General features: G+C 60.0%; 22 protein-coding genes and 1 pseudogene. 14 read left to right on the forward strand and 9 right to left on the reverse strand.

Annotation, left to right across the window (positions count from 1 at the left end):
- Positions 1 to 287: 287 nt before the first annotated feature.
- Together QRN48_RS17650 and QRN48_RS17655 are read right to left on the reverse strand one after the other, a co-directional pair.
- Positions 288 to 1526, reverse strand: coding sequence for a transporter associated domain-containing protein (locus tag QRN48_RS17650; protein WP_037012446.1), 1239 nt, complete (start codon positions 1524 to 1526; stop codon positions 288 to 290).
- Between the two features lie 12 nt (positions 1527 to 1538).
- Positions 1539 to 2351, reverse strand: a complete 813-nt coding sequence (locus QRN48_RS17655) for a cytochrome C assembly family protein (protein ID WP_191944404.1) — start codon at positions 2349 to 2351, stop codon at positions 1539 to 1541.
- A 273-nt stretch (positions 2352 to 2624) separates the two neighbouring features.
- On the opposite strand from QRN48_RS17655, the gene ffh reads away from it, so the two are divergent.
- The 11 genes from ffh (at position 2625) to QRN48_RS17710 (ending at position 13902) form a co-directional block, all read left to right on the forward strand.
- Positions 2625 to 4001: a signal recognition particle protein gene (ffh, locus tag QRN48_RS17660; RefSeq protein ID WP_191944405.1), complete on the forward strand. Its 1377-nt coding sequence runs from the start codon at positions 2625 to 2627 to the stop codon at positions 3999 to 4001.
- A gap of 269 nt (positions 4002 to 4270) precedes the next feature.
- Positions 4271 to 4522: a 30S ribosomal protein S16 gene (gene rpsP, locus QRN48_RS17665; RefSeq protein ID WP_037012442.1), complete on the forward strand. Its 252-nt coding sequence runs from the start codon at positions 4271 to 4273 to the stop codon at positions 4520 to 4522.
- 5 nt (positions 4523 to 4527) lie between these two features.
- The gene (rimM, locus tag QRN48_RS17670; RefSeq protein ID WP_037012440.1) at positions 4528 to 5064 is read left to right on the forward strand and encodes a ribosome maturation factor RimM; all 537 of its coding nucleotides are present in this window, start codon (positions 4528 to 4530) and stop codon (positions 5062 to 5064) included.
- 3 nt (positions 5065 to 5067) lie between these two features.
- Positions 5068 to 5820 (forward strand): tRNA (guanosine(37)-N1)-methyltransferase TrmD, encoded by a 753-nt coding sequence (gene trmD, locus QRN48_RS17675; protein WP_191944406.1) that lies wholly within the window; start codon positions 5068 to 5070, stop codon positions 5818 to 5820.
- Positions 5821 to 5863: 43 nt separating this feature from the next.
- Positions 5864 to 6214 (forward strand): 50S ribosomal protein L19, encoded by a 351-nt coding sequence (gene rplS / locus QRN48_RS17680; protein ID WP_037012438.1) that lies wholly within the window; start codon positions 5864 to 5866, stop codon positions 6212 to 6214.
- Between the two features lie 130 nt (positions 6215 to 6344).
- Positions 6345 to 7241 carry a site-specific tyrosine recombinase XerD gene (xerD, locus tag QRN48_RS17685; protein ID WP_285351990.1) on the forward strand — a complete coding sequence of 299 codons (897 nt, stop codon included), beginning with the start codon at positions 6345 to 6347 and terminating at the stop codon, positions 7239 to 7241.
- A gap of 167 nt (positions 7242 to 7408) precedes the next feature.
- On the forward strand, positions 7409 to 8149 hold the full coding sequence (gene dsbC / locus QRN48_RS17690; RefSeq protein ID WP_037012435.1) for a bifunctional protein-disulfide isomerase/oxidoreductase DsbC: 741 nt from the start codon (positions 7409 to 7411) through the stop codon (positions 8147 to 8149).
- A 132-nt stretch (positions 8150 to 8281) separates the two neighbouring features.
- The gene (locus QRN48_RS17695; protein WP_037012433.1) at positions 8282 to 9586 is read left to right on the forward strand and encodes a homoserine dehydrogenase; all 1305 of its coding nucleotides are present in this window, start codon (positions 8282 to 8284) and stop codon (positions 9584 to 9586) included.
- Positions 9587 to 9737: 151 nt separating this feature from the next.
- Positions 9738 to 11147 carry a threonine synthase gene (gene thrC / locus QRN48_RS17700; RefSeq protein WP_285351991.1) on the forward strand — a complete coding sequence of 470 codons (1410 nt, stop codon included), beginning with the start codon at positions 9738 to 9740 and terminating at the stop codon, positions 11145 to 11147.
- A gap of 96 nt (positions 11148 to 11243) precedes the next feature.
- The gene (locus QRN48_RS17705) at positions 11244 to 13454 is read left to right on the forward strand and encodes a transporter substrate-binding domain-containing protein (protein WP_285351992.1); all 2211 of its coding nucleotides are present in this window, start codon (positions 11244 to 11246) and stop codon (positions 13452 to 13454) included.
- A gap of 151 nt (positions 13455 to 13605) precedes the next feature.
- Positions 13606 to 13902, forward strand: coding sequence for a DUF3509 domain-containing protein (locus tag QRN48_RS17710; protein WP_191944409.1), 297 nt, complete (start codon positions 13606 to 13608; stop codon positions 13900 to 13902).
- Between the two features lie 193 nt (positions 13903 to 14095).
- On the opposite strand, the gene QRN48_RS17715 is transcribed toward QRN48_RS17710, so the two are convergent.
- Positions 14096 to 14941, reverse strand: a complete 846-nt coding sequence (locus QRN48_RS17715; protein ID WP_502944630.1) for a TIGR02285 family protein — start codon at positions 14939 to 14941, stop codon at positions 14096 to 14098.
- Positions 14942 to 15300: 359 nt separating this feature from the next.
- Between QRN48_RS17715 and QRN48_RS17720 the strand changes: the two genes are divergently transcribed.
- The 3 genes from QRN48_RS17720 to QRN48_RS17730 all read left to right on the forward strand — a co-directional run bounded on the left by QRN48_RS17720 (position 15301) and on the right by QRN48_RS17730 (position 19356).
- Positions 15301 to 15843 (forward strand): YaeQ family protein, encoded by a 543-nt coding sequence (locus tag QRN48_RS17720; RefSeq protein ID WP_191944410.1) that lies wholly within the window; start codon positions 15301 to 15303, stop codon positions 15841 to 15843.
- A 59-nt stretch (positions 15844 to 15902) separates the two neighbouring features.
- A complete protein-coding gene (gene recJ, locus QRN48_RS17725) occupies positions 15903 to 17618 on the forward strand; it encodes a single-stranded-DNA-specific exonuclease RecJ (protein WP_285351997.1) in 1716 nt (571 codons plus the stop codon).
- A 631-nt stretch (positions 17619 to 18249) separates the two neighbouring features.
- The gene (locus QRN48_RS17730) at positions 18250 to 19356 is read left to right on the forward strand and encodes an NADH:flavin oxidoreductase/NADH oxidase (protein WP_285351999.1); all 1107 of its coding nucleotides are present in this window, start codon (positions 18250 to 18252) and stop codon (positions 19354 to 19356) included.
- 49 nt (positions 19357 to 19405) lie between these two features.
- On the opposite strand, the gene QRN48_RS17735 is transcribed toward QRN48_RS17730, so the two are convergent.
- The 6 genes and pseudogenes from QRN48_RS17735 to ydcS form a co-directional block, all read right to left on the reverse strand.
- Positions 19406 to 19696 (reverse strand): type II toxin-antitoxin system HicB family antitoxin, encoded by a 291-nt coding sequence (locus QRN48_RS17735; RefSeq protein ID WP_285352137.1) that lies wholly within the window; start codon positions 19694 to 19696, stop codon positions 19406 to 19408.
- A 32-nt stretch (positions 19697 to 19728) separates the two neighbouring features.
- A pseudogene (locus QRN48_RS17740) lies at positions 19729 to 19827 on the reverse strand (type II toxin-antitoxin system HicA family toxin); the annotation flags it as partial.
- A gap of 26 nt (positions 19828 to 19853) precedes the next feature.
- Complete coding sequence (locus tag QRN48_RS17745) at positions 19854 to 20663, reverse strand: ABC transporter permease (RefSeq protein WP_191944414.1); 810 nt, start codon at positions 20661 to 20663, stop codon at positions 19854 to 19856.
- On the reverse strand, positions 20653 to 21603 hold the full coding sequence (locus QRN48_RS17750; RefSeq protein ID WP_037012418.1) for an ABC transporter permease: 951 nt from the start codon (positions 21601 to 21603) through the stop codon (positions 20653 to 20655). Before QRN48_RS17750 ends, QRN48_RS17745 begins: the two co-directional genes overlap by 11 nt.
- Before the next feature lies 1 nt (position 21604).
- Positions 21605 to 22666, reverse strand: coding sequence for an ABC transporter ATP-binding protein (locus tag QRN48_RS17755; RefSeq protein WP_285352002.1), 1062 nt, complete (start codon positions 22664 to 22666; stop codon positions 21605 to 21607).
- Between the two features lie 5 nt (positions 22667 to 22671).
- Entirely contained in the window at positions 22672 to 23823 is a 1152-nt protein-coding gene (ydcS, locus tag QRN48_RS17760; protein ID WP_285352004.1) for a putative ABC transporter substrate-binding protein YdcS, read from the reverse strand.
- Between the last annotated feature and the right edge of the window lie 22 nt (positions 23824 to 23845).

Here is a 23845-nt window from a genome sequence, read left to right on the forward strand (position 1 = left end):
GCAGTCGTATCGCCTGTCAGCGGGGAACGAAAATCCGTACGCGCGCTGTGGCAATCGTTATTTATTGTTGGGTCCAGCGCTGAACAGACTAGCCCGGATGCGGGCAAAGGCGCGTGGCGAGCTCGGGATCGGAGCGCAGGCCAGGGTCGCGTGAGCGGTCAGGCTGTGTGACTGGCCGGATCGCGCATTGTGCGGGTAGCACGCGGATCGGCGGGGCTGGGTAAGCGGATCGATTATAGGAAGGGGATCGGCGCCGAAACAAGTGTTTCAGCGCTCCGCCGCATGCCTCAGATCACGTCCTTGGTACGTGTGTTCAGCCACATCAGCACACGGCTGACGCGATTGTCTTCGGTCTCGAGGATTTCCAGGCGGTAGGGGCCGATTTTCAGGCACACCGAACTGCTGGGAATCGTCTCCAGCGCTTCGGTGATCAGACCATTGAGGGTTTTCGGACCGTCGGAGGGGAGGTGCCAGGCAAGGCTCTTGTTCAGATCGCGAATCGACGCCGCACCGTCGATCACCAGACGCCCGTCAGGTTGGGGCTGAATGTGCGGGTTGTCGATGGCCTGCTCGCTTTCGAATTCCCCGACGATTTCCTCAAGAATGTCTTCGAGGCTGACGATGCCCAGCACTTCACCGTACTCGTCGACCACCACGCCCATGCGTCGCTGCTGCTTGTGGAAATTGAGCAGCTGCATCTGCAGCGGCGTGCTTTCGGGCACAAAGTACGGCTCATAACATGCCGCCTGCAGCGCCTCTTTGGTCAGCTCGTTGCGGGGCAACAAGTGGCTGACCATCCGCGTATTGAGGACCCCTTCGACCTGATTGATGTCGTTGTGATAGACCGGCAGACGCGTGTGGCGGGAAATGATCAGCTTGTCGGTGATCTCTTCGATCGTGTCATCGAGGTTGATGCCGTCCACTTCGCTGCGCGGCACCAGGATGTCATTGACGGTCATGGTGTCGAGCGCATGAATGCCGGAGATGATGTGGGCGCGGCCGAACTGACTTTCGTTGTCCTGATAAACCGGCGGTCGCTGGTCGTCCTCATCATCGACGCTGTCAGCGCGACGCCTGGACAGAAAAGGACGCAACAACAGTTTGGCGATGTTTTTGTAGAGCCAGGTCAGCGGTTGCAATATCCGAACGGGGATGCGCAACACGTTGTTGCCCAGGAGCAGAATCGCTTCAGGCCGACGCGCCGCCAGCTTTCTCGGGATGAACTCGGTCACCACCACCAGCGCGCTGGCAACACCCATCCAGGCCAGCAGCGGGGCATGAACATAGCCCTCGCCAATGGCAAGCAGGGTGGCGAGCACGGTGATGAGGACTTTGAGGAGCGTATTGCCGAGGATGAGGCTGTTGAGGTTGAACGCGAGTACCGGCCTGGCCGGCTCGCTGGAGCGTGGATTGACAGGCATGGCGCGCAGATTGTGGTGCGCAGCCTCGACCGCTCCCAACAGCCCCGACCACAGGGTAAGCAGGGCAAGGAGCGTGAGCATTGAGCCGGCCGGCAGGTTTTCCATGATCAATGCCCGTCAGATGTGCAGGATGTATTCACGGACGAGCTTGCTGCCGAAGTAAGCCAGCATCAAGAGTACAAAACCGCCCAGCGTCCAGCGAATCGCCTTGTGCCCGCGCCAGCCCAAATGATGACGGCCCCACAACAGAACGCTGAAGACGACCCACGCCAGGATCGACAGCAGCGTTTTGTGCACCAGGTGTTGAGCAAACAGGTTTTCGACGAAAAGCCAGCCGGATATCAGCGACATCGAGAGCAAAACCCAGCCCGCCCAGAGAAAGCCGAACAACAGGCTCTCCATGGTTTGCAGGGGCGGGAAGCTTTTTATCAGGCCCAGGGGATGCTTGTTCTTGAGCTGGCGGTCCTGCAGCAACAGCAGCAAAGACTGAAACACGGCGATGGTGAACATGCCGTAAGCGAGGATCGACAGCAGAATATGGCTGATGATCCCGTGCTCTTCGATGATCGGCTGCAGGGTGCCGGCCGGTGCGAACTGCGCCATCAGCGTGGTCAGCAGCCCCAGCGGGAACAACAGAATCAGCAGGATTTCGACCGGTAGCCGGATGCACGCGAGCATGGTCACGATGATCACGGCAACGGCGATCAGGCTGGCGGCGCTGAAAAAGTCCAGGCCCAGACCGATGGGACGTACCAGTTGACCAAACAGCGCGCTGGCCTGGCAGGCGACGGCTAGAGTGCCGATCAGGCACAGCAGCCATTTGTCGGCCTTTTTGCCCTGACGCAGGCGCGCACCTTGGTAGACGGTCGCAGCGGCGTAAAAGACAGCGGCGGCGAGGCTGAAGAGCAAACTCGGTGACAAGGGGAACATAGATCCTGTTGGGCGTGCCCGAAAGGCGCTGAGTTTGGCATATAACCCGCAAGTCACGAAAGACCAGAGAAGCAGACGCCGTAGTGTCCGTGCGCGGGACTCTTCGCTATAATCCGCGACCTGCTCAAGCCACAGGCTCGCCGACCGCTGTTTCAGCCGCGTTTATAGTGCTTCTATAAACAGCAGGCGCCGCGATTTCGGCGGCCGACTGGAAAGGCCGTTACGGGCCGGCCCGCACTATTCGGTGTTCAGCACGAACCCAAAGGATCACGCATGTTTGAAAATCTGACAGATCGTCTCTCGCAGACGCTGCGCCAGGTCACTGGCAAGGCCAAGCTGACCGAGGACAACATCAAGGACACTCTGCGTGAAGTGCGTATGGCGCTCCTTGAAGCCGACGTCGCCTTGCCGGTGGTCAAGGACTTCGTCAATCGCATCAAGGAACGCGCCGTCGGCACCGAGGTGTCGCGCAGCCTGACCCCGGGCCAGGCGTTCGTGAAGATTGTCCAGGCCGAGCTTGAAGAGATGATGGGGGCCGCGAACGAAGAGCTCACCCTCAACGTCACGCCGCCGGCCGTCATCCTCATGGCGGGCCTGCAGGGTGCGGGCAAGACCACCACGGCCGGCAAGCTCGCCAGGTTTTTGAAAGAACGCAAAAAGAAAACCGTGATGCTGGTGTCGGCGGACGTCTATCGTCCCGCCGCAATCAAGCAGCTTGAAACACTGGCCAACGACATCGGCGTGACGTTCTTCCCGTCCGACATCAGCCAGAAGCCGGTGGACATCGCCGAAGCGGCCATCAGGGAAGCCAAGCTCAAGTTCATTGACGTGGTGATCCTCGACACCGCCGGCCGTTTGCACATCGATGCCGAAATGATGAGCGAGATCCAGGCGCTGCACGCTGCGGTCAAGCCTGCCGAGACGCTGTTCGTGGTCGACGCCATGACCGGCCAGGACGCCGCCAACACCGCCAAGGCGTTCGGTGACGCGTTGCCGTTGACCGGCGTGATCCTGACCAAGGTCGATGGTGACGCCCGTGGCGGTGCTGCGCTGTCGGTGCGTGCCATTACCGGCAAGCCGATCAAGTTCATCGGTATGGGCGAAAAGAGCGAGGCGCTCGAGCCGTTCCACCCGGACCGTATCGCGTCGCGCATCCTGGGCATGGGCGACGTGCTCAGCCTGATTGAGCAGGCCGAGCAGACCCTCGACAAGGACAAGGCCGACAAGCTGGCCAAGAAGCTGAAGAAGGGCAAGGGTTTCGACCTCGAAGACTTCCGCGATCAGCTGCAACAGATGAAAAACATGGGCGGCCTCGGCGGGCTCATGGACAAACTGCCGAGCATCGGCGGCGTCAACCTGTCGCAAATGGGTAATGCCCAGAGCGCCGCTGAAAAGCAGTTCAAGCAGATGGAAGCCATCATCAACTCGATGACCCCGGCCGAGCGTCGCGACCCCGAGCTGATCAGTGGTTCACGCAAGCGCCGCATTGCCATGGGTTCGGGTACTCAGGTGCAAGACATCGGTCGCCTCATCAAGCAGCACAAGCAGATGCAGAAGATGATGAAAAAGTTCTCGACCAAGGGTGGCATGGCCAAAATGATGCGCGGCATGGGCGGAATGTTGCCCGGTGGCGGTATGCCCAAAATGTAAATTGCATCGCGCGGGCTCAGGGCCCGCGCGTTCCTCTTTGGGGCAACCGTCCCGATGGCTTGCTCAGGCAGGCTCTCAACGCCGTCGTAATTGGCGGTTCCATGGCAGATCTTTGGCAGTCCTTCGGCAGTCCTTCGGCAGTCCTTCGGCGCATGCCGGAAAAAGTCATTTGCAAATATCCGGATATTCCTTAGAATATGCGGCCTTTCGGGCACCCATGCCCGCTGTGCATCTTAGATTTGCAGCACCGACTACAGGAAAATTGTTCAATGCTAACAATCCGTCTTGCCCTTGGCGGCTCCAAAAAGCGCCCGTTCTACCACCTGACTGTGACCGACAGCCGTAACCCACGCGACGGTTCCCACAAGGAACAAATCGGTTTCTTCAACCCGGTTGCCCGTGGTCAGGAAATCCGTCTGTCCGTGAACCAAGAGCGTCTGGCCTACTGGCTGAGCGTTGGTGCACAACCTTCTGAGCGTGTTGCTTCGCTGTTGAAGGAATCTGCCAAGGCTGCGGCCTGAGCAATATGAACGCGACGCCAGCTTCTGCCGACGATCTGATCGTCATCGGCAAGATTTACTCGGTACATGGCGTTCGCGGCGAAGTGAAGGTGTATTCCTTTACTGATCCGACTGAAAACCTGTTGCAGTACAAAACCTGGACGCTCAAGCGCGAAGGCAATGTGAAACAGGTCGAGCTGGTCAGTGGACGCGGGAACGACAAGTTCCTGGTCGCGAAGCTCAAGGGTCTTGATGACCGTGAAGAAGCACGTCTTCTTGCGGGTTATGAGATCTGCGTGCCACGCAATCTGTTCCCTGAATTGACCGACGGCGAGTACTACTGGTACCAGCTTGAAGGTCTGAAGGTCATTGACGGACTTGGGCAGTTGCTCGGGAAGGTCGATCATCTTCTGGAAACCGGCGCAAACGATGTAATGGTGGTCAAGCCCTGCGCAGGCAGTCTGGATGATCGCGAACGCCTTTTGCCCTATACGGAGCAATGTGTGTTGGCCGTCGATCTGGTTGCAGGCGAGATGAAGGTGGAATGGGACGCGGATTTCTAAGCAATGGCCAGCCTGCGCATAGAAGTCATCACGCTGTTTCCCGAGATGTTTTCCGCCATCAGCGAATACGGCATTACCAGCCGTGCGGTGAAACAGGAGCTCTTGCAGCTCACCTGTTGGAATCCGCGGGATTACACCACTGATCGACATCACACTGTGGACGATCGCCCGTTTGGCGGTGGCCCTGGCATGGTGATGAAGATCAAGCCCCTGGAAGACGCGCTGGCTCAGGCCAGGCAAGCAGCGGGGGAGGCGGCGAAGGTGATTTACCTGTCGCCCCAGGGTCGCAAGCTGGATCAGTCTGCGGTCCGCGAACTGGCGCAGGAAGAAGCACTTATCCTGATTGCCGGTCGCTATGAAGGCGTCGACGAGCGTTTTATTGAGGCTCATGTCGATGAAGAGTGGTCGATTGGCGACTATGTGTTATCTGGCGGTGAGCTGCCGGCCATGGTCCTGATAGATGCGGTTACGCGACTGCTGCCTGGAGCTTTAGGGCATGTAGATTCCGCGGAGGAAGACTCCTTCACGGATGGTCTGCTGGATTGCCCGCATTACACCCGACCGGAGGTGTATGCGGATCAGCGTGTTCCCGACGTATTGCTAAGTGGCAATCACGCACACATCCGGCGTTGGCGTTTACAGCAGTCCCTTGGGCGGACCTATGAACGACGCGCCGATCTTCTGGAAAGCCGCTCGCTTTCTGGAGAAGAGAAGAAGCTGCTGGCGGAATATCTCCGTGAGCGGGACGATAGTTAACGTATCGATGGTAAATCCAGCTGATTTACCTTAGGAGCACAGCATGACTAACAAAATCATCCTTGCACTCGAAGCAGAGCAGATGACCAAAGAGATCCCTCCCTTTGCCCCGGGCGACACCATCGTCGTTCAGGTGAAAGTGAAGGAAGGCGACCGCGCTCGTCTGCAGGCGTTCGAAGGCGTTGTTATTGCCAAGCGTAACCGTGGCGTGAACAGTGCTTTCACTGTTCGTAAAATCTCCAACGGTGTTGGCGTTGAACGTACTTTCCAGACCTACAGCCCGCAAATCGACAGCATGGCTGTGAAACGTCGCGGTGACGTTCGCAAGGCCAAGCTGTACTACCTGCGTGACCTGTCCGGTAAAGCAGCTCGCATCAAGGAAAAACTGGTTTAATCCCAGTCTTCCCATGCGAATGAAAAAGCAGCCCACGGGCTGCTTTTTTGCTTTCTGGCATCCGGTTTTTATCCTGCTCGGTCAGGTATGAAAAACTGCCCGTCGCCCTCTGCCATTCAAGTAAGAACCCATGCCCGCCATTGACCATCCCATGATCGACCGCTTTCTGGACGCCCTTTGGCTGGAAAAGGGGCTGTCGGACAATACCCGCGACGCCTATCGCAGTGACCTCGCGCTGTTCAACGGTTGGCTTCAGGAGAAAGGCGTCGACTTGATGAGCATCAGTCGTGAAGCAATTCTCGATCACCTGGCGTGGAGGGTCGACAACGGCTACAAGCCACGCTCGACGGCTCGATTGCTTTCCGGCGTGCGCGGCTTCTATCGCTACTTGCTCAGGGAAAAGCTTATCGCCATCGACCCGACGCTGCAGGTCGACATGCCGCAGTTAGGGAAGCCGCTGCCCAAATCCCTGTCCGAAGCAGACGTCGAAGCACTGCTGGCCGCGCCCGATTTGAGTGACGCTATTGGCCAGCGCGACCGAGCCATGCTGGAGGTGTTGTACGCCTGCGGCCTGCGGGTTACCGAGCTTGTCAGCCTGACACTGGAACAGGTCAACCTGCGTCAGGGCGTATTGCGCATCATGGGCAAGGGCAGCAAGGAGCGGTTGGTCCCGATGGGCGAGGAGGCCATCGTCTGGGTCGAGCGATACATGCGGGACGCTCGCCACGAGTTGCTCAACGGGCGGCCCAGCGACGTGCTGTTTCCCAGCCAGCGAGGCGAACAGATGACCCGCCAGACCTTCTGGCATCGCATCAAGCATCAGGCCAAGGTCGCCGGCATCGGCAAATCGCTTTCTCCACATACCTTGCGGCACGCCTTCGCCACTCACTTGCTCAACCACGGCGCTGACCTGCGCGTGGTGCAGATGCTTCTGGGTCACAGCGACCTCTCGACGACGCAAATCTATACCCACGTAGCGCGCGCCCGGTTGCAGGAAATGCATGCGAAGCATCACCCGAGGGGGTAGCGAACTTCATGAATTTACGACCTGTCTTACATCAGCGAGCGTCGGCCTTCCCGGCCTTATGTGATAGGCTTTGCCGGTTTCGCAGATCAAGGCCCTGAAAACATCCCGGTGCTGTCCCTCCACCCGTTTTCAGCCCGGCCCGTCTGCTCACCGCTCGAGGAGTTTTCATGCGCGTCACTCGTTTTCTCGGTGCTGCCGTTGTAGCGCTGGCCAGCTCTTTCAGCCTTTTTGCCCACGCCGACGAGGCGTCCGACAAAGCCATCCGCAAGACCCTGGAGTCTCTGAACCTGGAGATCCCTGTCGAAAGCATTGCCAGCAGCCCCCTGAACGGCCTCTATGAAGTCAATCTGAAGGGCGGACGTGTGCTGTACGCCAGTGCTGACGGGCAGTTCGTCATGCAGGGCAATCTGTATCAGATACAGGGCGGCAAGCCGGTCAACCTGACCGAAAAAGTCGAGCGTCAGGCGATCTCGAAAACCATCAATGGCATTCCGACGGCCGAGATGGTCGTCTATCCCGCCATTGGCGAAACCAAGTCCCACATCACAGTGTTCACCGACACCACCTGCCCGTACTGCCACAAACTGCACGAGGAAGTACCGGAGCTGAACAAGCGCGGTATCGAGGTGCGTTACGTTGCATTTCCGCGTCAGGGGCTGGGTTCGCCGGGCGACGAGCAACTGCAGGCCGTGTGGTGCTCCAAGGACCGCCGCGGTGCCATGGATCGCATGGTCGACGGCAAGAATATTCAGGCGCCCAAGTGCGACAACCCGGTCACCCGCCAGTTTGAAATCGGCCAGTCAATCGGTGTGAACGGTACGCCGGCCATCGTGTTGGCAGACGGACAGTTGATTCCGGGCTACCAGCCTGCGCCGCAAGTGGCCAAACTGGCGCTCGGCGCCAAGTAATCCGGTCTGTCGCAGCCTCCTGCGACAGACCCTGAAGCGGCTTTTATGACGCGCTTCGTCAATAGCAAGCCGTGTTGATCGCGGCTGATTTCACGGCCGGCCTTGCGTCGGCCGTTTTATGGGGAGTTCATAGTGAAACCGGTCAAAGTAGGCATCTGTGGGCTGGGTACTGTCGGTGGCGGTACCTTCAATGTGCTAAAGCGTAACGCCGAGGAAATTGCCCGCCGTGCCGGGCGTGGAATCGAAGTGGCGCAGATTGCCATGCGTACGCCAAACCCCAATTGCCAGATTACCGGTACCCCGACCACTGCCGACGTTTTCGACGTGGCGAGCAACCCTGAAATCGACATCGTCATCGAGCTGATCGGTGGCTACACCGTCGCCCGCGAACTGGTGCTCAAGGCCATCGAAAACGGTAAGCACGTCGTCACGGCCAACAAGGCGCTGATTGCTGTACATGGCAACGAGATTTTTGCGAAAGCCCGGGAGAAGGGCGTGATCGTCGCCTTCGAAGCAGCAGTGGCTGGCGGTATTCCGGTGATCAAGGCGATTCGCGAAGGCCTGTCGGCCAATCGCATCAACTGGGTGGCCGGCATCATCAATGGCACCGGTAACTTCATCCTCACCGAGATGCGCGAGAAGGGCCGCACCTTCCCGGACGTTCTTGCCGAAGCGCAGGCGTTGGGCTATGCAGAGGCCGACCCGACCTTTGACGTGGAAGGTATCGATGCAGCGCACAAGCTGACCATCCTGGCGTCCATCGCCTTCGGTATTCCGCTGCAGTTTGACAAGGCCTACACCGAAGGCATCACCAAGCTGACTACCGCCGACGTCAATTACGCCGAAGCGCTGGGTTATCGGATCAAGCACCTGGGCGTCGCCCGCAGCACACCGAGCGGCATTGAGCTGCGCGTCCACCCGACCCTGATTCCGGCTGATCGTCTGATCGCCAACGTCAATGGCGTGATGAACGCGGTAATGGTCAACGGCGACGCCGCCGGTTCCACCTTGTTCTACGGCGCGGGTGCCGGCATGGAGCCTACGGCTTCGTCGGTTGTGGCGGATCTCGTCGACGTGGTCCGTGCGCTGACCACCGACCCGGAGAACCGTGTGCCGCACCTGGCCTTCCAGCCTGACTCACTGTCGGCTCATCCGATCCTGCCGATCGAAGCGTGCGAAAGCGCTTATTACCTGCGGATTCAGGCCAAGGACCATCCCGGCGTGCTGGCCCAGGTGGCGAGCATTCTGTCCGAGCGCGGCATCAACATCGAATCGATCATGCAGAAAGAAGTCGAAGAGCATGACGGTCTGGTGCCGATGATTCTGCTGACCCATCGCGTGGTCGAACAGCGCATGAACGATGCGATCGAAGCGCTGGAAGCGTTGCAGGATGTCGCCGGGCCGGTTGTGCGAATCCGCGTCGAGCATCTGAACTGAGACGAGCCGCAAGCGTTAAGCGGCAAGCTGCAAGTAACAGCAAACTTATATCGCGGTGAGCTTCGGGCCGCGGGCTGTAGGTCAGAGACGAAGCGTTTTGACTTGCAGCTTGCCCCTCGGAGCTTGCCGCCCAAACCGAAGGTTTGAAAAAATGCGCTATATCAGTACCCGCGGCCAGGCGCCGGCCTTGAATTTTGAAGATGTATTGCTGACCGGTCTGGCCAGCGACGGCGGCCTGTATGTTCCGGAAAGCCTGCCGCGCTTCACGCAGGAAGAGATCGCGTCGTGGGCCGGGCTGCCGTATCACGAACTGGCCTTTCGGGTGATGCGTCCGTTCGTGACGGGAAGTATCCCGGACGCGGACTTCAAGAAGATTCTCGAAGAGACCTACGGCGTGTTCACCCATGCCGCCGTGGCACCGTTGCGCCAGCTCAATGGCAACGAGTGGGTGCTGGAGCTGTTCCACGGCCCGACATTGGCGTTCAAGGATTTCGCCCTGCAGTTGCTGGGCCGTCTGTTGGATTACGTGCTCGAGAAGCGCGGCGAGCGCGTGGTGATCATTGGCGCCACCTCGGGTGATACCGGGTCGGCCGCTATCGAAGGCTGCCGCCGCTGCGACAACGTCGATATCTTCATCCTGCATCCTAACAACCGCGTGTCCGATGTTCAGCGCCGCCAGATGACCACCATCTTCGGCGAGAACATCCATAACATCGCGATCGAAGGCAACTTCGACGACTGCCAGGAAATGGTCAAGAACAGCTTCGCCGACCAGAGCTTTCTGAAAGGCACACGTCTGGTGGCGGTGAACTCGATCAACTGGGCTCGGATCATGGCCCAGATCGTTTACTACTTCCACGCAGCCCTGCAGTTGGGTGGCCCGGCGCGCTCGGTGGCGTTCTCGGTGCCCACCGGTAATTTCGGCGACATCTTCGCAGGCTACCTGGCGCGCAACATGGGCCTGCCGATCAGTCAGCTGGTGGTTGCCACCAACCGCAATGACATCCTGCACCGCTTCATGAGTGGCAACCAGTACGTCAAGGAAACCCTGCACGCCACCCTGTCGCCGTCGATGGACATCATGGTGTCGTCGAACTTCGAGCGTTTGTTGTTCGATATGCACGGCCGCAATGGCGCGTCGATAGCCAGGCTTATGGACAGCTTCAAGCAGGGCGGCGGTTTCAGCGTCGAAGACGAGCGCTGGACCGAGACCCGCAAGCTGTTTGATTCGCTGGCGGTCAGTGATGAGCAGACTTGCGAAACCATCGCTGAAGTGTTCGCCAGCACTGGCGAATTGCTTGACCCGCACACAGCCATCGGCGTCAAGGCCGCGCGAGACTGCCGCCGCAGCCTGGACACACCGATGGTGATTCTGGGAACCGCGCACCCGGTCAAATTCCCGGATGCGGTGCTGAAGGCCGGTGTAGGAAAAGCGCTTGAGCTGCCTGCACATTTGTCTGATTTGTTTGAGCGAGACGAGCGTTGCACCGTACTGCCGAATGACCTTAAAGCCGTCCAGGCCTTTGTCAGCCAGCATGGGAATCGTGGCAAGCCTCTCTGACCGTATCGCCGTGTAACAAACAAGACCCGCCCCGCAGCGGGTCTTGTTTTATCTGCGTGCCACACTTCCGAAGAATTTCAATTTTCGGATAAGCCCGTGGTTTTTAACTATTTTTACCTGATGGCACGCAACGGCCATTTCCTGTGTCTGGGATCAGCCCTGTGGGCATCGCTGATTTTTGTCTGCCTGTGGAGCCGGACCGCTGATGCGATTCAGACCGTTCCCTTCGTGCTGGGTGGTTATTCCTCGGATCAACAACCCCTTGTGCTCGATGAGGTTGGCCGCCAGTGGCTGGAGGCACGCACAGTTCTTAGAGTGGGCATTTCGGTGCTGGACCATGAGCCCGTTGACATCACCACCGACCGCAACCGCTATCAAGGCATCAGTGCCGATTACCTGAGCCTGATGAGCACACGGCTGGCAATACCGGTGCAGGTACGCGGGTTCGCCAAACGCGCACATGCGGTAGACGCGCTGCTTGCCGGGGAAATCGACCTGTTAAGCAGCGCCAGCGGATTCGAGCGAGCCATACCCGGGCTCTCGTTTACGCAGGCCTACCTGCAGGACCGCGCCGTGGTCTTCGGACGGGGCAGTGACCCCGGCTTGCAACCGTCGCTCAAGGGCAAACGGGTGATTCTGCAGGACGGCTACGCTGATCTTGAACAGGTGCAGCAAATCTATCCCGACAGCGAAATCATGCTCGCGCCCACACTGCATAGCGCCATGGAGGCGCTGGCGCAAAATGACGCCGACGCATTCGTCGCCAACGAACTGACGGTGCAGTCCTACAGCCTTTTGCGACCGCATCTCGGTTTGCAAACCAAATTCGACAGTCTGCTGCCGTCCTCGGGCTTTGCCTTTGCCTTTCGTGAGACGGACACCCAAGCGTTGCAGTTGTTTAACCGTGCGCTGGCGGGTCTGGACGATGCCGTACACGCAGAAATCCAGTCGCGCTGGACCCTTGGCCTGGGGGCTGATCTGACGCGGCGACAAGTGAACTTCAGTGCTCCGGAGCGCAAATGGATTCGCCAGCATCCCCAGGTCATTGTAGCGTCCACCCAGCACCCTCCTTACATCTATAAGGACGCTCAAGGTCGTTGGGTGGGGCTGAATATCGATGTGCTCGCGCGGATTTCGCGCATGACCGGCCTGCAGTTCATACATCAGGAGTCTGCCTCCACCGAAGCATTGCTGAAGACGCTTACAGAGGGTGGCGCGGACATGAACACCACGCTGGCCGAAAACGTCGAGCGCAAGCGACTGCTGAACTTTACCTACGCGTTCGGCGGCAACAATTGGGTTTTTCTGGTACGCGCCGAGCAGGCGTCCTCCTTTCAACTGTCGAACATGACCGGCAAGGTCCTGGCGCTGCCCGCACGGCATGCTCTGCTTGCGTTCATCCGGGAGCGCTACCCGCAGATCCAGGTAAAACTGGTGCCGACTTACGAAGATGCCCGTCGACTCGTAGAGCAGGGCGATGCCGATGCCACCATCCAGAACGAGGCCGGTGCGTGGTTGTATCCTTCAGCGCACCTCAAAGTCGGGCGCAGCGTGGAGGGCATGTGGTCGCCCGACAGGTTTTCAGTCGTCAAGACCCACCCCCAACTGCTGGGGATACTGAACAAGGCCCTGGAGGAGTTTCCTGTCGGGGAAATGCGCGCGATCCGCCTGAAATGGCTGGGTGCGCCCAATCCTCAAGCCTCGCTTTGGAGGCGTGTACCTGCATGGGTCTACTGGGTGGTCAGTACGTCGCTACTGGTGGGCCTGGTATCCCTGGCATGGAGCAGCCGTCTCAAATATCAGGCGCATCAGCGCATGCGGGCGGAAGCGCAGTTGGGCGATCAGCTGGCGTTCCGGCGCACACTGCTCGATGCCATCGCCAATCCGATTCACGTGCACGACCTGCAAGGCCGCCTGGTCGCGTGTAATCGCAGTTATGAAGAGAGCTTCGGCATCAGCTACGAACAGATGCAAGGGCGACGCTTGATCGATGTCGATCTTTTTCCCCGCGACCATGCCGAGCGCATGCACGAAGCTTTCATGACGCTGTTGGACACGCAGACGCCGGTGTTTTCAGAGCGCACTTTGCAGCTGGCGGGGCGACAGGTGGACGTATGGCTGTGGATGGTGCCTTACCACCGCGCCGATGGTCAGCTGCAGGGGCTGCTCGGCGGCTGGATGGACATCGGCGAGCGTAAGCGCCTGGAAGCCGAGCTCAAGGACGCGCGCCATGCTGCCGAGCAGACGGCTTGCCAGCTCAAGCGGCTACTGGCGGAAACGGGGCAGGCGCGCACGCCAGACGCATGAGTTCGTCTGTCACATTAGGCAGGCATGCTCGGAAATCAGGTCGCTGCGGTTTGCTTACGCTTGCCGGCGCATCAAGCGCCCAGAACTTTCCGATGCTGCCAATGGTCATTGGTTAGCACCTTTGCATTCAAATTGTTGAGTGGTGATCCGAATGGAAAATATCAGCTTGCTCCTAAGCGAAGCGCTGTCCCCTTATCAGGTGAGCATTGGCCCTGCCGGTGCGCTGGGCAAGCGTCTGGTGACGCTGAAAAATGCAGCCGGTGCCATCGTGATCGAGCGCAATTTTTCCGCTGCTCAGTTGGGTGATAAACGCCAGCTGACCGATGTTGTCGATGGGCTTCACAGAGATTTGATGGTCGTGGAAGGGCGCATCGAACCTTGCGTCATTGCGGCCATGCGCAACCTGTCCCAGTCTGCCGGGTATGCCACCGCTCGACCTTTTGTCTGAGTGGCGCGGAACCTTCTCCATTCGGTAGGCTCCTATCAGTTATGGCAGGCGCAGGCATTGTGCTCCGGTGTTCATGCTGCCTGCCATACGGGTCCAAGATGGACCACGGTTGACCCCGAGCAGTCTCCCCGCTGCTCGGGGTTTCTTTTTGCCCGGGATTTGGCTCTCTGCACCGCTAGCGTCCATGGCCGGTTCAGTTTTGCGGCTCGTCGAAAAATGACTGAGCGTCGTGCAGGTATTCTTCCTTCTTCGCCATCCATTCCGCGTAAAAATCTATCAAACGCGTCACCCGCAGCACGCGCATCTCCCTGTTGATGATTTCCATTGCCGCGCGGCCCTTTTCGGTCTTCGAACAGGCAATGTGAGCGAACTGGTATTTAGGCACGCCCTTGACGGGCAGAAACTCCAGATCCTCAAGAGGAATGCCTCGCGCCTGAGCATGAAAACGGGCTTCCGGCCAGTAGCTGATGATGGCTTGGAAACGGTCCAGGCGCTCCATTTCCAGCATGCTGCCCACCGCCGTGTTGCCGTAGTGCAGGATCAGACGTTTGGGACGGGTCGTCTCGCGCAATACCTTGTCGATGACGGAGCCATAGCTACGCTCTCCGACGATGCCGACATCGACGCTGTCGCTGGCCAGTAATTCGGCGAGGTCCAGGCGGCCGTCAGCGTCGATGAAAGGTGTGAACAGCGCTCGCTGGTGGCGCTCGATGGTGACGCCGTTGCTGGGGGTGGCATAGGAGGGGATGGAGAAGAGCATGGTTCTGTCGCGCTCCGGCGTCCACAACAGCGTGGGGTCGCAGGCGAAGACCGTGGGGTCGTTGAGCATTTGCGTTCCGCGCGCCCGGTTGACGTGCATGATCTGATGATCGTACTCGGGCATCCTCGCCGTCAGCTCGGGCATGAGCTTGTCGATGGCGCCCTGACCGGCCAATGGGCCGGTAAATATGGTCAGCGGCGGAAAATCGCGCAACAGCCAGATCAATGTATCGCGGGCGTGCGCCGGGCCGGGGAGCCATGCGAGCAGGGTTGCGATCAGTAAGACACGCACTCGATAACCGCTGACAGGCATGGGAGCGTTGACCATCCGTTGAGGTAAATCCCGAAAAATCCGACCGGCTATCCGTCCGTCGTTACTGCAACTGGCGGGCGCGGAAGTACAGCAGTCATGAACAGCCGCAGATGCGTTGATCCTCATCGACAGTGTCTCGCAGCAGGGTATCGGCGTTGTGCTTCACTTGTTTAACACAGGTCAGGCGGCCTTGAGTAAAGCATCACCCACGCTGTGCGTCAGCTCTCGTTTGCAAGGGCTGCGCGTATCGCTCATCGAGTTCGGTCGTTCAACGAGCCGGCATCGGGTAGACTTGCCGCCTTTCCTGTCTCTCTAGAAGCCCGTTCATGGCCCAGCCGTCCACGACCTACAAGTTCGAACTCAACCTCACCGATCTTGATCGCGGGGTCTACGAAAACGTCAAACAGACCATCGCCCGTCACCCGTCGGAGACCGAAGAGCGCATGACCGTGCGCCTGCTGGCCTACGCCTTCTGGTACAACGAGCACCTGTCGTTTGGCCGTGGTCTGTCGGACGTCGACGAACCCGCGCTGTGGGAAAAAAGCCTGGACGACCGCGTGCTTCACTGGATCGAGGTTGGCCAACCCGACGCCGATCGTCTGACGTGGTGCTCGCGGCGCACCGAGCGCACCAGCCTGCTGGCGTACGGCAGCCTGCGCGTGTGGGAAGGTAAAGTGGTGCCAGCGATCAAGACATTGAAGAACGTCAATATCGCCTCGGTGCCGCAAGAGGCTCTGGAAGTTTTGTCCAAAGACATGCCGCGAGTGATCAAGTGGGACGTGATGATCAGCGAAGGCACGATTTTCGTGACCGATGATCGCGGCCAGCACGAAGTGCAATTGCAGTGGCTGGCGGGCGAGCGAGGCTGATCCAGGCCCCGGCATCGCCATACCGAACAGCCCCAACGAGAAATCCCAGCGGAACCTGAATGCGCATCGAACCACGCGAGTTACCTGACACCCTTCCTTTTCTTGGCGACCTGCCACCCTTGCTCACCCGTTTATATGCTGCGCGCGGCGTAGCGTCGGAGGCGGAGCTCGACAAGGGGCTGGCCCGGTTGATCCCGTATCAACAGCTCAAGGGAATTGATGCGGCGGTCGATTTGCTGGTGACCGCGTTGCAGCAGCGTCAGCGCATTCTCATCGTGGGCGACTTCGACGCTGACGGGGCGACAGCCAGCACGGTCGGTGTATTGGGGCTGCGCCTGCTGGGCGCGGCTCATGTGGAATATCTGGTGCCCAATCGGTTCGAGTTTGGCTACGGCCTGACGCCGGAGATCGTCCAGGTCGCCCTGGAACGCCAGCCCGATTTGCTGATGACCGTCGACAACGGAATCTCAAGCGTTGAGGGCGTCGCGGCGGCCAAGGCGGCAGGGTTGCAGGTGCTGGTCACTGACCATCACTTGCCTGGCCATGAATTGCCGGCGGCCGACGCCATCGTCAATCCAAACCAGCCCGGCTGCACCTTCCCCAGCAAATCGCTGGCGGGCGTCGGCGTGATTTTCTATGTGTTGATGGCCTTGCGTGCGCGGCTTCGCGACACCGGCTGGTTCGAGGGCAATGGCCGTGCCCAGCCCAATCTGGGCGAGTTGCTGGACCTGGTCGCGCTGGGCAGCGTGGCAGATGTCGTGCCGCTGGACGCCAACAACCGCATCCTCGTGCATCAGGGACTGATGCGCATCCGGGCCGGACGTGCGCGCCCCGGGCTGCGCGCCATTCTCGATGTGGCCCGTCGCGAGGCGTCACGCATCACCTCTACCGACCTGGGGTTCATCATCGGCCCGCGCCTGAACGCAGCCGGGCGTCTGGACGACATGAGCCTGGGCATCGAATGCCTGCTGTGCGATGACGAAGCATCGGCCCGGGAGATGGCCGTGCGCCTGGATGAGCTTAATCAGGACCGCAAATCCATCGAGCAGGGCATGCAGCGCGAGGCGCTTGCGCAACTCAAGGACCTGCCACTGGAATCCATGCCGTTCGGGCTGTGCCTGTTCGAGCCGGAGTGGCATCAGGGCGTGATCGGAATTCTGGCATCGCGCATGAAAGAGCGGTACCACCGCCCGACCATTGCATTCGCCAGTGCAGGCGAAGGGGTGCTCAAAGGCTCGGCGCGCTCGGTGCCGGGCTTTCACATCCGTGACGCACTGGACGCCGTGGCGGCGCAGCATCCCGAACTGATCAGTAAATTTGGTGGCCACGCCATGGCGGCCGGGTTGTCGCTACCGGAAGAAAATTTCCCGGCGTTCGCCCAAGCGTTTGACGCTGAGGTGCGCCGCCAGCTCAATGAAGAAGACCTGACCGGCCGGTTATTGTCCGACGGCACCCTGGCGGTGGAGGAGTTTCATCTTGAGCTTGCCCGGGCGCTGCGCAACGCCGGCCCGTGGGGACAGCATTTTCCCGAACCGTTGTTCCATGGTGTGTTCCAGCTGGTCGAGCAGCGTGTCGTCGGCGAGCGCCATTTAAAGATGGTACTCAAGACCGAATGCGGCAGCGTCAAGCTTGAAGGCATCGCGTTCAGCGTGGATCGCGACGTGTGGCCCAATCCAACTGTGCGCTGGGTCGAGCTGGCATACAAACTGGACCTGAACGAGTTTCGCGGCAATGAAACCGTGCAACTGATGGTGGTGCATCTTTCAGCGCGTTAACGCCTTAAATGTTTCGATGAAACATCTGACGCCTTCCCGGCTAAAGCCGGTCCCACAGGTGAGTGCGGTGCTTTAGTGGGACCGGCTTCAGCCGGGAAGAGGCCCGCTTGAACACCCTCAATTGCGCAGCGTGACATCTGACGCCTTCCCGGCTAAACCCGGTCCCACAGGTGACTGCGGTGCTTTAGTGGGACCGGCTTCAGCCGGGAAGAGGCCCGTCTGAACACCCTCAATTGCGCAGCGTGACATCTGACGCCTTCCCGGCTAAAGCCGGTCCCACAGGTGAATGCGGTGCTTTGGTGGGATCGGCTTCAGCCGGGAAGAGGCCCGTTTGAACACCCTCAATTCTGCAGCGTGACAACTGACGCCTTCCCGGCTAAACCCGGTCCCACTGGTGACTGCGGTGCTTTAGTGGGACCGGCTTCAGCCGGGAAGAGGCCCGCTTGAACACCCTCAATTCTGCAGCGTGACATCTGACGCCTTCCCGGCTAAAGCCGGTCCCACAGGGCAGCGTCGACTCGGCAGGGCTGGCTTCAGCCGGGATGCGAGTGAACCCTCGCTTCTCCCGGGTTGTCGACTAGGCACAAGGTTCGCCAGTTGAGGAACCTGCCACACAACCTGAGAGGTCCCCATGAGCCTGCTGCTTGAACCCTATACCCTTCGCCAACTGACGCTGCGCAACCGCATTGTGGTTTCACCGATGTGTCAGTACTCCTGCGCCGACGGCCTGGCCAATGACTGGCATCTGGTCCATCTGGGCAGCCGCGCGGTCGGCGGTGCCGGGCTGATTTTCACCGAAGCGGCGGCAGTCACCCAGGATGGGCGGATTACCCCGGAAGACCTCGGCCTCTGGAACGACGAGCAAATCGAGCCGCTTCAGCGCATCACTCGGTTCATAAACGCCCAGGGCGCGGTGGCCGGCATTCAGCTGTCCCACGCCGGGCGCAAGGCCAGCACATGGCGTCCGTGGGTGAGCCAGAGCGGCGCCATCCCGGCCGACCAGGGCGGCTGGTCGACCTGGGGCCCCTCGGAGATCGCTTTCGACCCGACCTACACCGTGCCTACGCCGCTGGATGAAGCCCAGATCAAGGACGTCATCAAAGCCTTCGTCGATGCTGCCAAGCGTGCCTTGACCGCAGGTTTCAAAGTGGTCGAAATCCACGCTGCCCATGGTTATCTGCTGCACCAGTTCCTGTCGCCGCTGAGCAACCAGCGTCAGGATCAATACGGTGGCTCGTTCGAAAATCGCATTCGTCTAACCCTTGAAATCACCAAAGCCGTGCGCGAAGTCTGGCCCGCAGACCTGCCGTTGTTCGTGCGCGTCTCGGCCACAGACTGGGTGGAAGGCGGCTGGAACGCCGATGAAACCGTCGAGTTGGCCAAGCGTTTGAAAGCACTGGGCGTCGATCTGATGGATGTCTCATCCGGTGGCTCGGCCCCCAAAGCCGAGATTCCAGTGGGCCCGGGCTATCAGACCGAATTTGCCGGCCGTGTGCGCAAGGAGGCCGATATACCCTCCGGCGCAGTGGGGATGATCACTGAACCCACCCAGGCCGACACCATTCTTCGCACGGGACAGGCCGACCTGATTTTCCTGGCTCGCGAATTGCTCCGCGATCCGTACTGGCCGCTGCGCGCCGATGAGCATCTGGGCGGACGGCAAGCCACATGGCCTGCGCAATACCAGCGCGCAACGCACCGCGACCAGCCGATTCATGAGTCGGATCTGCGCGATTGAGGCGCAGTCTCGGGGTACCTGTACAGGCTATTCGTTGACAAATATAGGGTCAGAGGGCCTGCCGTAGCAGGTCACTGACCCATTGGTTGATGCTCTTGTGAGCCAATTCAGCTTGTGAGGCAACGCTTGCATGCAGCTCAGGCTCCAGCCGTAAGCTCAGTTTCCCGGAATAGTTTTTTTGAGGTTCGCGCCCCAAGCGTTTGCAGACGTCCAGATAATCGTCTACCGCCTCCTCGAACGCTGCGCGAAGCTCCTGTACCGACTGGCCGTGAAAGCCAATCACGTCTTTGATACCCGCAACATGACCCACGAACAGGCCGTCCTCATCGCTGAAATTGATCCGGGCCGACTAGCCTTTGTAACTCATGATGTTCATGGGGTAACTCCTGCGTGCTCAAGGAATACTCGCGCGTCTCGAACCTGGTAGGGCTTCGCCTCCTTATCCGGATGCGGGCGGTGAAAGGTTGCCACCAGCGTTCTGAAATCATTCGATGCCTTCACTTCCCCCCACTGCCAGCCACACTCTCCCCACCCCGAGTCAGGTAATACGCGCCGAGGATCGGCAGCATCGTCACCATCATCACAAGCATTGCCACGACGTTGGTCACCGGAACGTCCCGTGGGCGGCTGAGCTGGTTGAGCAGCCAGAGCGGCAGGGTGCGCTCGTGGCCGGCGGTGAACGTGGTGACGATGATTTCGTCGAACGACAGGGCGAACGCCAGCATACCGCCGGCCAGCAGGGCCGAGCTCAGATTGGGCAGGATGATGTAACGAAAGGTCTGCCAGCCATCGGCGCCAAGGTCCATCGACGCTTCGATCAGGCTTTGGGACGTGCGGCGCAGGCGGGCGATGACGTTGTTGTAGACGATCACCACGCAGAAAGTGGCGTGGCCAACGACGATCGTGAACATCCCCGGCTCAATCCCGAGCGCCTTGAATGCTGACAGCAGGGCCAGCCCGGTGATGATGCCGGGCAAGGCGATGGGCAGAATCAGCATCAGCGAAATCCCGTCCTTGCCGAAGAAGTCTCGTCGATAAAGCGCCGCAGAGGCCAGCGTACCGAGCGCCAGCGCAATCAGCGTGGCCAAACAGGCGATCTGCAACGACAGTTTGATCGATTCGAGCACGTCTGTGCGGGCGAACGCCACGCCGATCCATTTCAGTGTAAAGCCCTTGGGCGGGAAGCTGAACGCAGCGTCCTCGGTGTTAAACGCGTAGAGGAAGATGACCAGGATCGGAAAGTGCAAAAACAACAACCCGCCCCACGCGGCAATCTTCAGACCCCATGATGGTTTTTCAGAGTGCATCGAATGCCCCCAGACGCCTGACGATGGACAGATACACCGCGATCAGCACGATGGGCACCAGTGTGAAGGCGGCCGCCATGGGCAGGTTGCCGATCGCCCCTTGCTGGGCGTAGACCATGCTGCCAATGAAATACCCGGGCGGGCCCACCAGTTGCGGCACGATGAAATCCCCCAGCGTCAGTGAAAACGTGAAGATCGAGCCCGCCGCTATACCCGGCACAGACAGGGGCAAAATCACCTGCATGAACGTCTGCCGGGGTCGAGCACCGAGGTCGGCTGAGGCCTGCAGCAAAGAAGGCGGCAGACGCTCGAGCGACGCCTGTATCGGCAGAATCATGAACGGCAGCCAGATATAGACGAATACCAGAAATCGACCCAGGTGCGAGGTGGACAAGGTGCTTCCGCCAACGCCCGGCACGCTCAGCGTCCACTGCAGCAGGGGCGCCAGGCCCATGTGCTGCACGAACCACTGCGCCACGCCGCCTTTGGCCAGCAACAGCGTCCAGGCATAGGCTTTGACGATGTAACTGGCCCACATCGGCATCATCACGGCAATGTAAAAAAACGCTTTGGTTTTGCCGCTGGTATAGCGCGCCATGTAGTAAGCGATGGGGAAGGCGACCACAGCGCTGGCGATGGAAACCGCAATGGCCATGGTCAGGGTGCGTTGGATGACGTCGAAATTGGCTGGATTAAACAACGCGCCGAAGTTCGTCAGGGTCAGGTCCGGCGTGACCGTCATGCTGAAATCATCGAACGTGTAAAAGCCCTGCCACAGCAGCCCCAGCAGCGAGCCCAGGTAGATTGCGCCAAACCACAGCAGCGGTGGAATCAGCAACAGCGACAGGTATAGATTCGGGCGTCGATACAGCAGGTTGGAAAAAATCCTGACCAGCGATTGCCTGTCTGCGGGTGTCGAGGGAGGAAACGGCTGACCCATCTCAAGGCGCCTCGGGCTTGGCTTCACCGATCGCCGCGCCTGGCTCGTCACGCAGCGCAACCATCGCCTGGCGAGCCCAGCCGACCGTGGCCTTTTGTCCTGGCAGCCAGGGCAGGGCGGTGTCCAGCCATTGGTCGTTGGCCTGGCTGACGCTCAGCGTCTGACCGTTGTCCAGTTTCAGCTCGTAGCGCGTCGAACTGCCTTGATACTGGATGTCATGCAGTATGCCGCTGACCTGAATGTCGGCACCGGCCATGGCGCCGTCGGCGAAACGGATGTGTTCGGGTCGAATCGAGAAAGCGCCCGCGCTGCCGCTCAGTGCTTGCGCCAGTTCGCCGCGCACGACGTTGGAGGTGCCGACGAATTCCGCGACGAAGGCAGTGGCCGGTTTCAGGTACAGATTGCGCGGCGTGTCCACCTGCTCGATGCGACCCTTGTTGAATACAGCGACGCGGTCCGACATCGACAGGGCCTCCGTCTGGTCGTGAGTGACGAAGATGAAGGTGATGCCCAGCTGACGCTGCAGTTTTTTCAGCTCGCTTTGCATCTGTTCGCGCAGCTTCAGGTCCAGGGCGCCAAGAGGCTCGTCAAGCAGCAGCACGCGGGGACGATTGACCAGCGCTCGGGCCAGCGCCACTCGCTGGCGCTGTCCGCCCGAGAGCTGCACCGGCTTGCGTGCGCCGTAGCCCTCAAGGGCAACCATGCTCAGCGCTTCGTCGGCGCGCTTGATTCGCTCCGCCTTGCCGACGCCTTTGACTTTCAGTCCATAGGCGACGTTGTCTTGCACGTTCATGTGCGGGAACAGCGCGTAGTCCTGAAACACCGTGTTGACGTCGCGCTGATACGGCGGCAGCCCGGCGGCTTCTTTGCCATGGATGCGGATCGACCCGGCACTGGGTTGTTCGAATCCTGCAATCAGGCGCAGACAGGTGGTTTTGCCTGAGCCTGATGGACCGAGCATCGAAAAGAATTCGCCGTCTTCGATGTCGATGGACACGCGGTCAACGGCTGCCGTCTCACCGAACAGCCGCGAGACCTGGAGAAACTGGACTGCGTGGGGCATGGTGGCTACCGCCCGCCCATGATCGCAATGTAATCCTGAGTCCAGCGGCTGTAAGGGACGTACTTGCCACCCTCTGACTGCGGGGTCTTCCATAAGGCGATTTTGTCGAACAGGTCAAAGCCGTTGGTTTCACAGCCTTCGGCGCCCAGCAGTGCGTTGCCCTTGCACGCATCCGGTACCACCGGCAAGGAACCGAACCACGCGGCGACGTCGCCCTGCACCTTCGGTTGCAGCGACCAGTCCATCCACTTATAGGCGCAATTGGGGTGTTGAGCGTCAGCGTGCAACATCGTCGTGTCGGCCCAGCCGGTGGCGCCTTCCTGCGGGATGGTCGAGGCGACAGGCTGCTTGTCGGCCACCAGGCCGTTGACCATGTAGCCCCACGAACTCGACGCCGCCACGCCCTCGTTCTTCACATCGCTCATTTGTACCGTTGCGTCATGCCAGTAGCGGTGCACAAGAGGGTGCTGGAGGCGCAGCAGGTCGAGCACGGCCTGGTACTGGGTTTCGGTGAGCTGGTAGGGGTCCACAATGTTCAGCTCGGGTTTTGCGGTCTTGAGGTACAGCGCGGCGTCGGCGATGTAGATCGGCCCGTCATACGCCTGTATCCGGCCCTTGTTCGGTTTGCCATCCGGCAAGTCCTGCGCTTCGAAGACCACACTCCAGCTGACCGGCGGCGTCTTGAACACCTCGGTGTTGTACATCAATACGTTCGGGCCCCACTGGTACGGAGTGCCATAGGTTTTCTTCTCGACCGTGTACCAGGGGCCGTCTCTCAGCCGAGGGTCGAGGTTTTTCCAGTTCGGGATCAAGGCAGGGTCAATGGCCTGAACACGCTTGCCGGCGATCAGGCGCAGTGACGCGTCGCCTGATGCCGTGACCAAGTCATATCCGCCCTTGGTCATCAGGCTGACCATTTCGTCCGACGTCGCGGCGGTCTTGACGTTGACCTTGCAGCCAGTCTCTTGCTCGAAACCGGTCACCCAGTCATAGGCCTTGTCGCTTTCCCCGCGCTCGATGTAGCCGGGCCAGGCCACGATATCCAGTTGCCCCTCGCCATCGCCCACTGCTTTAAGCGCTTCAGCGGCCTGCACCGCGCCGCTGGTCAGTAGAGCGGTAATAGCGGCGCTGAGAATCGCGGTCTTGTACACGGACATGGTTGGCTTGCCTCTTCGTGGT

Origin of the sequence: Pseudomonas sp. ME-P-057, from assembly GCF_030208975.1 — a bacterium.
Classification (GTDB): Bacteria; Pseudomonadota; Gammaproteobacteria; order Pseudomonadales; family Pseudomonadaceae; genus Aquipseudomonas; species Aquipseudomonas lutea.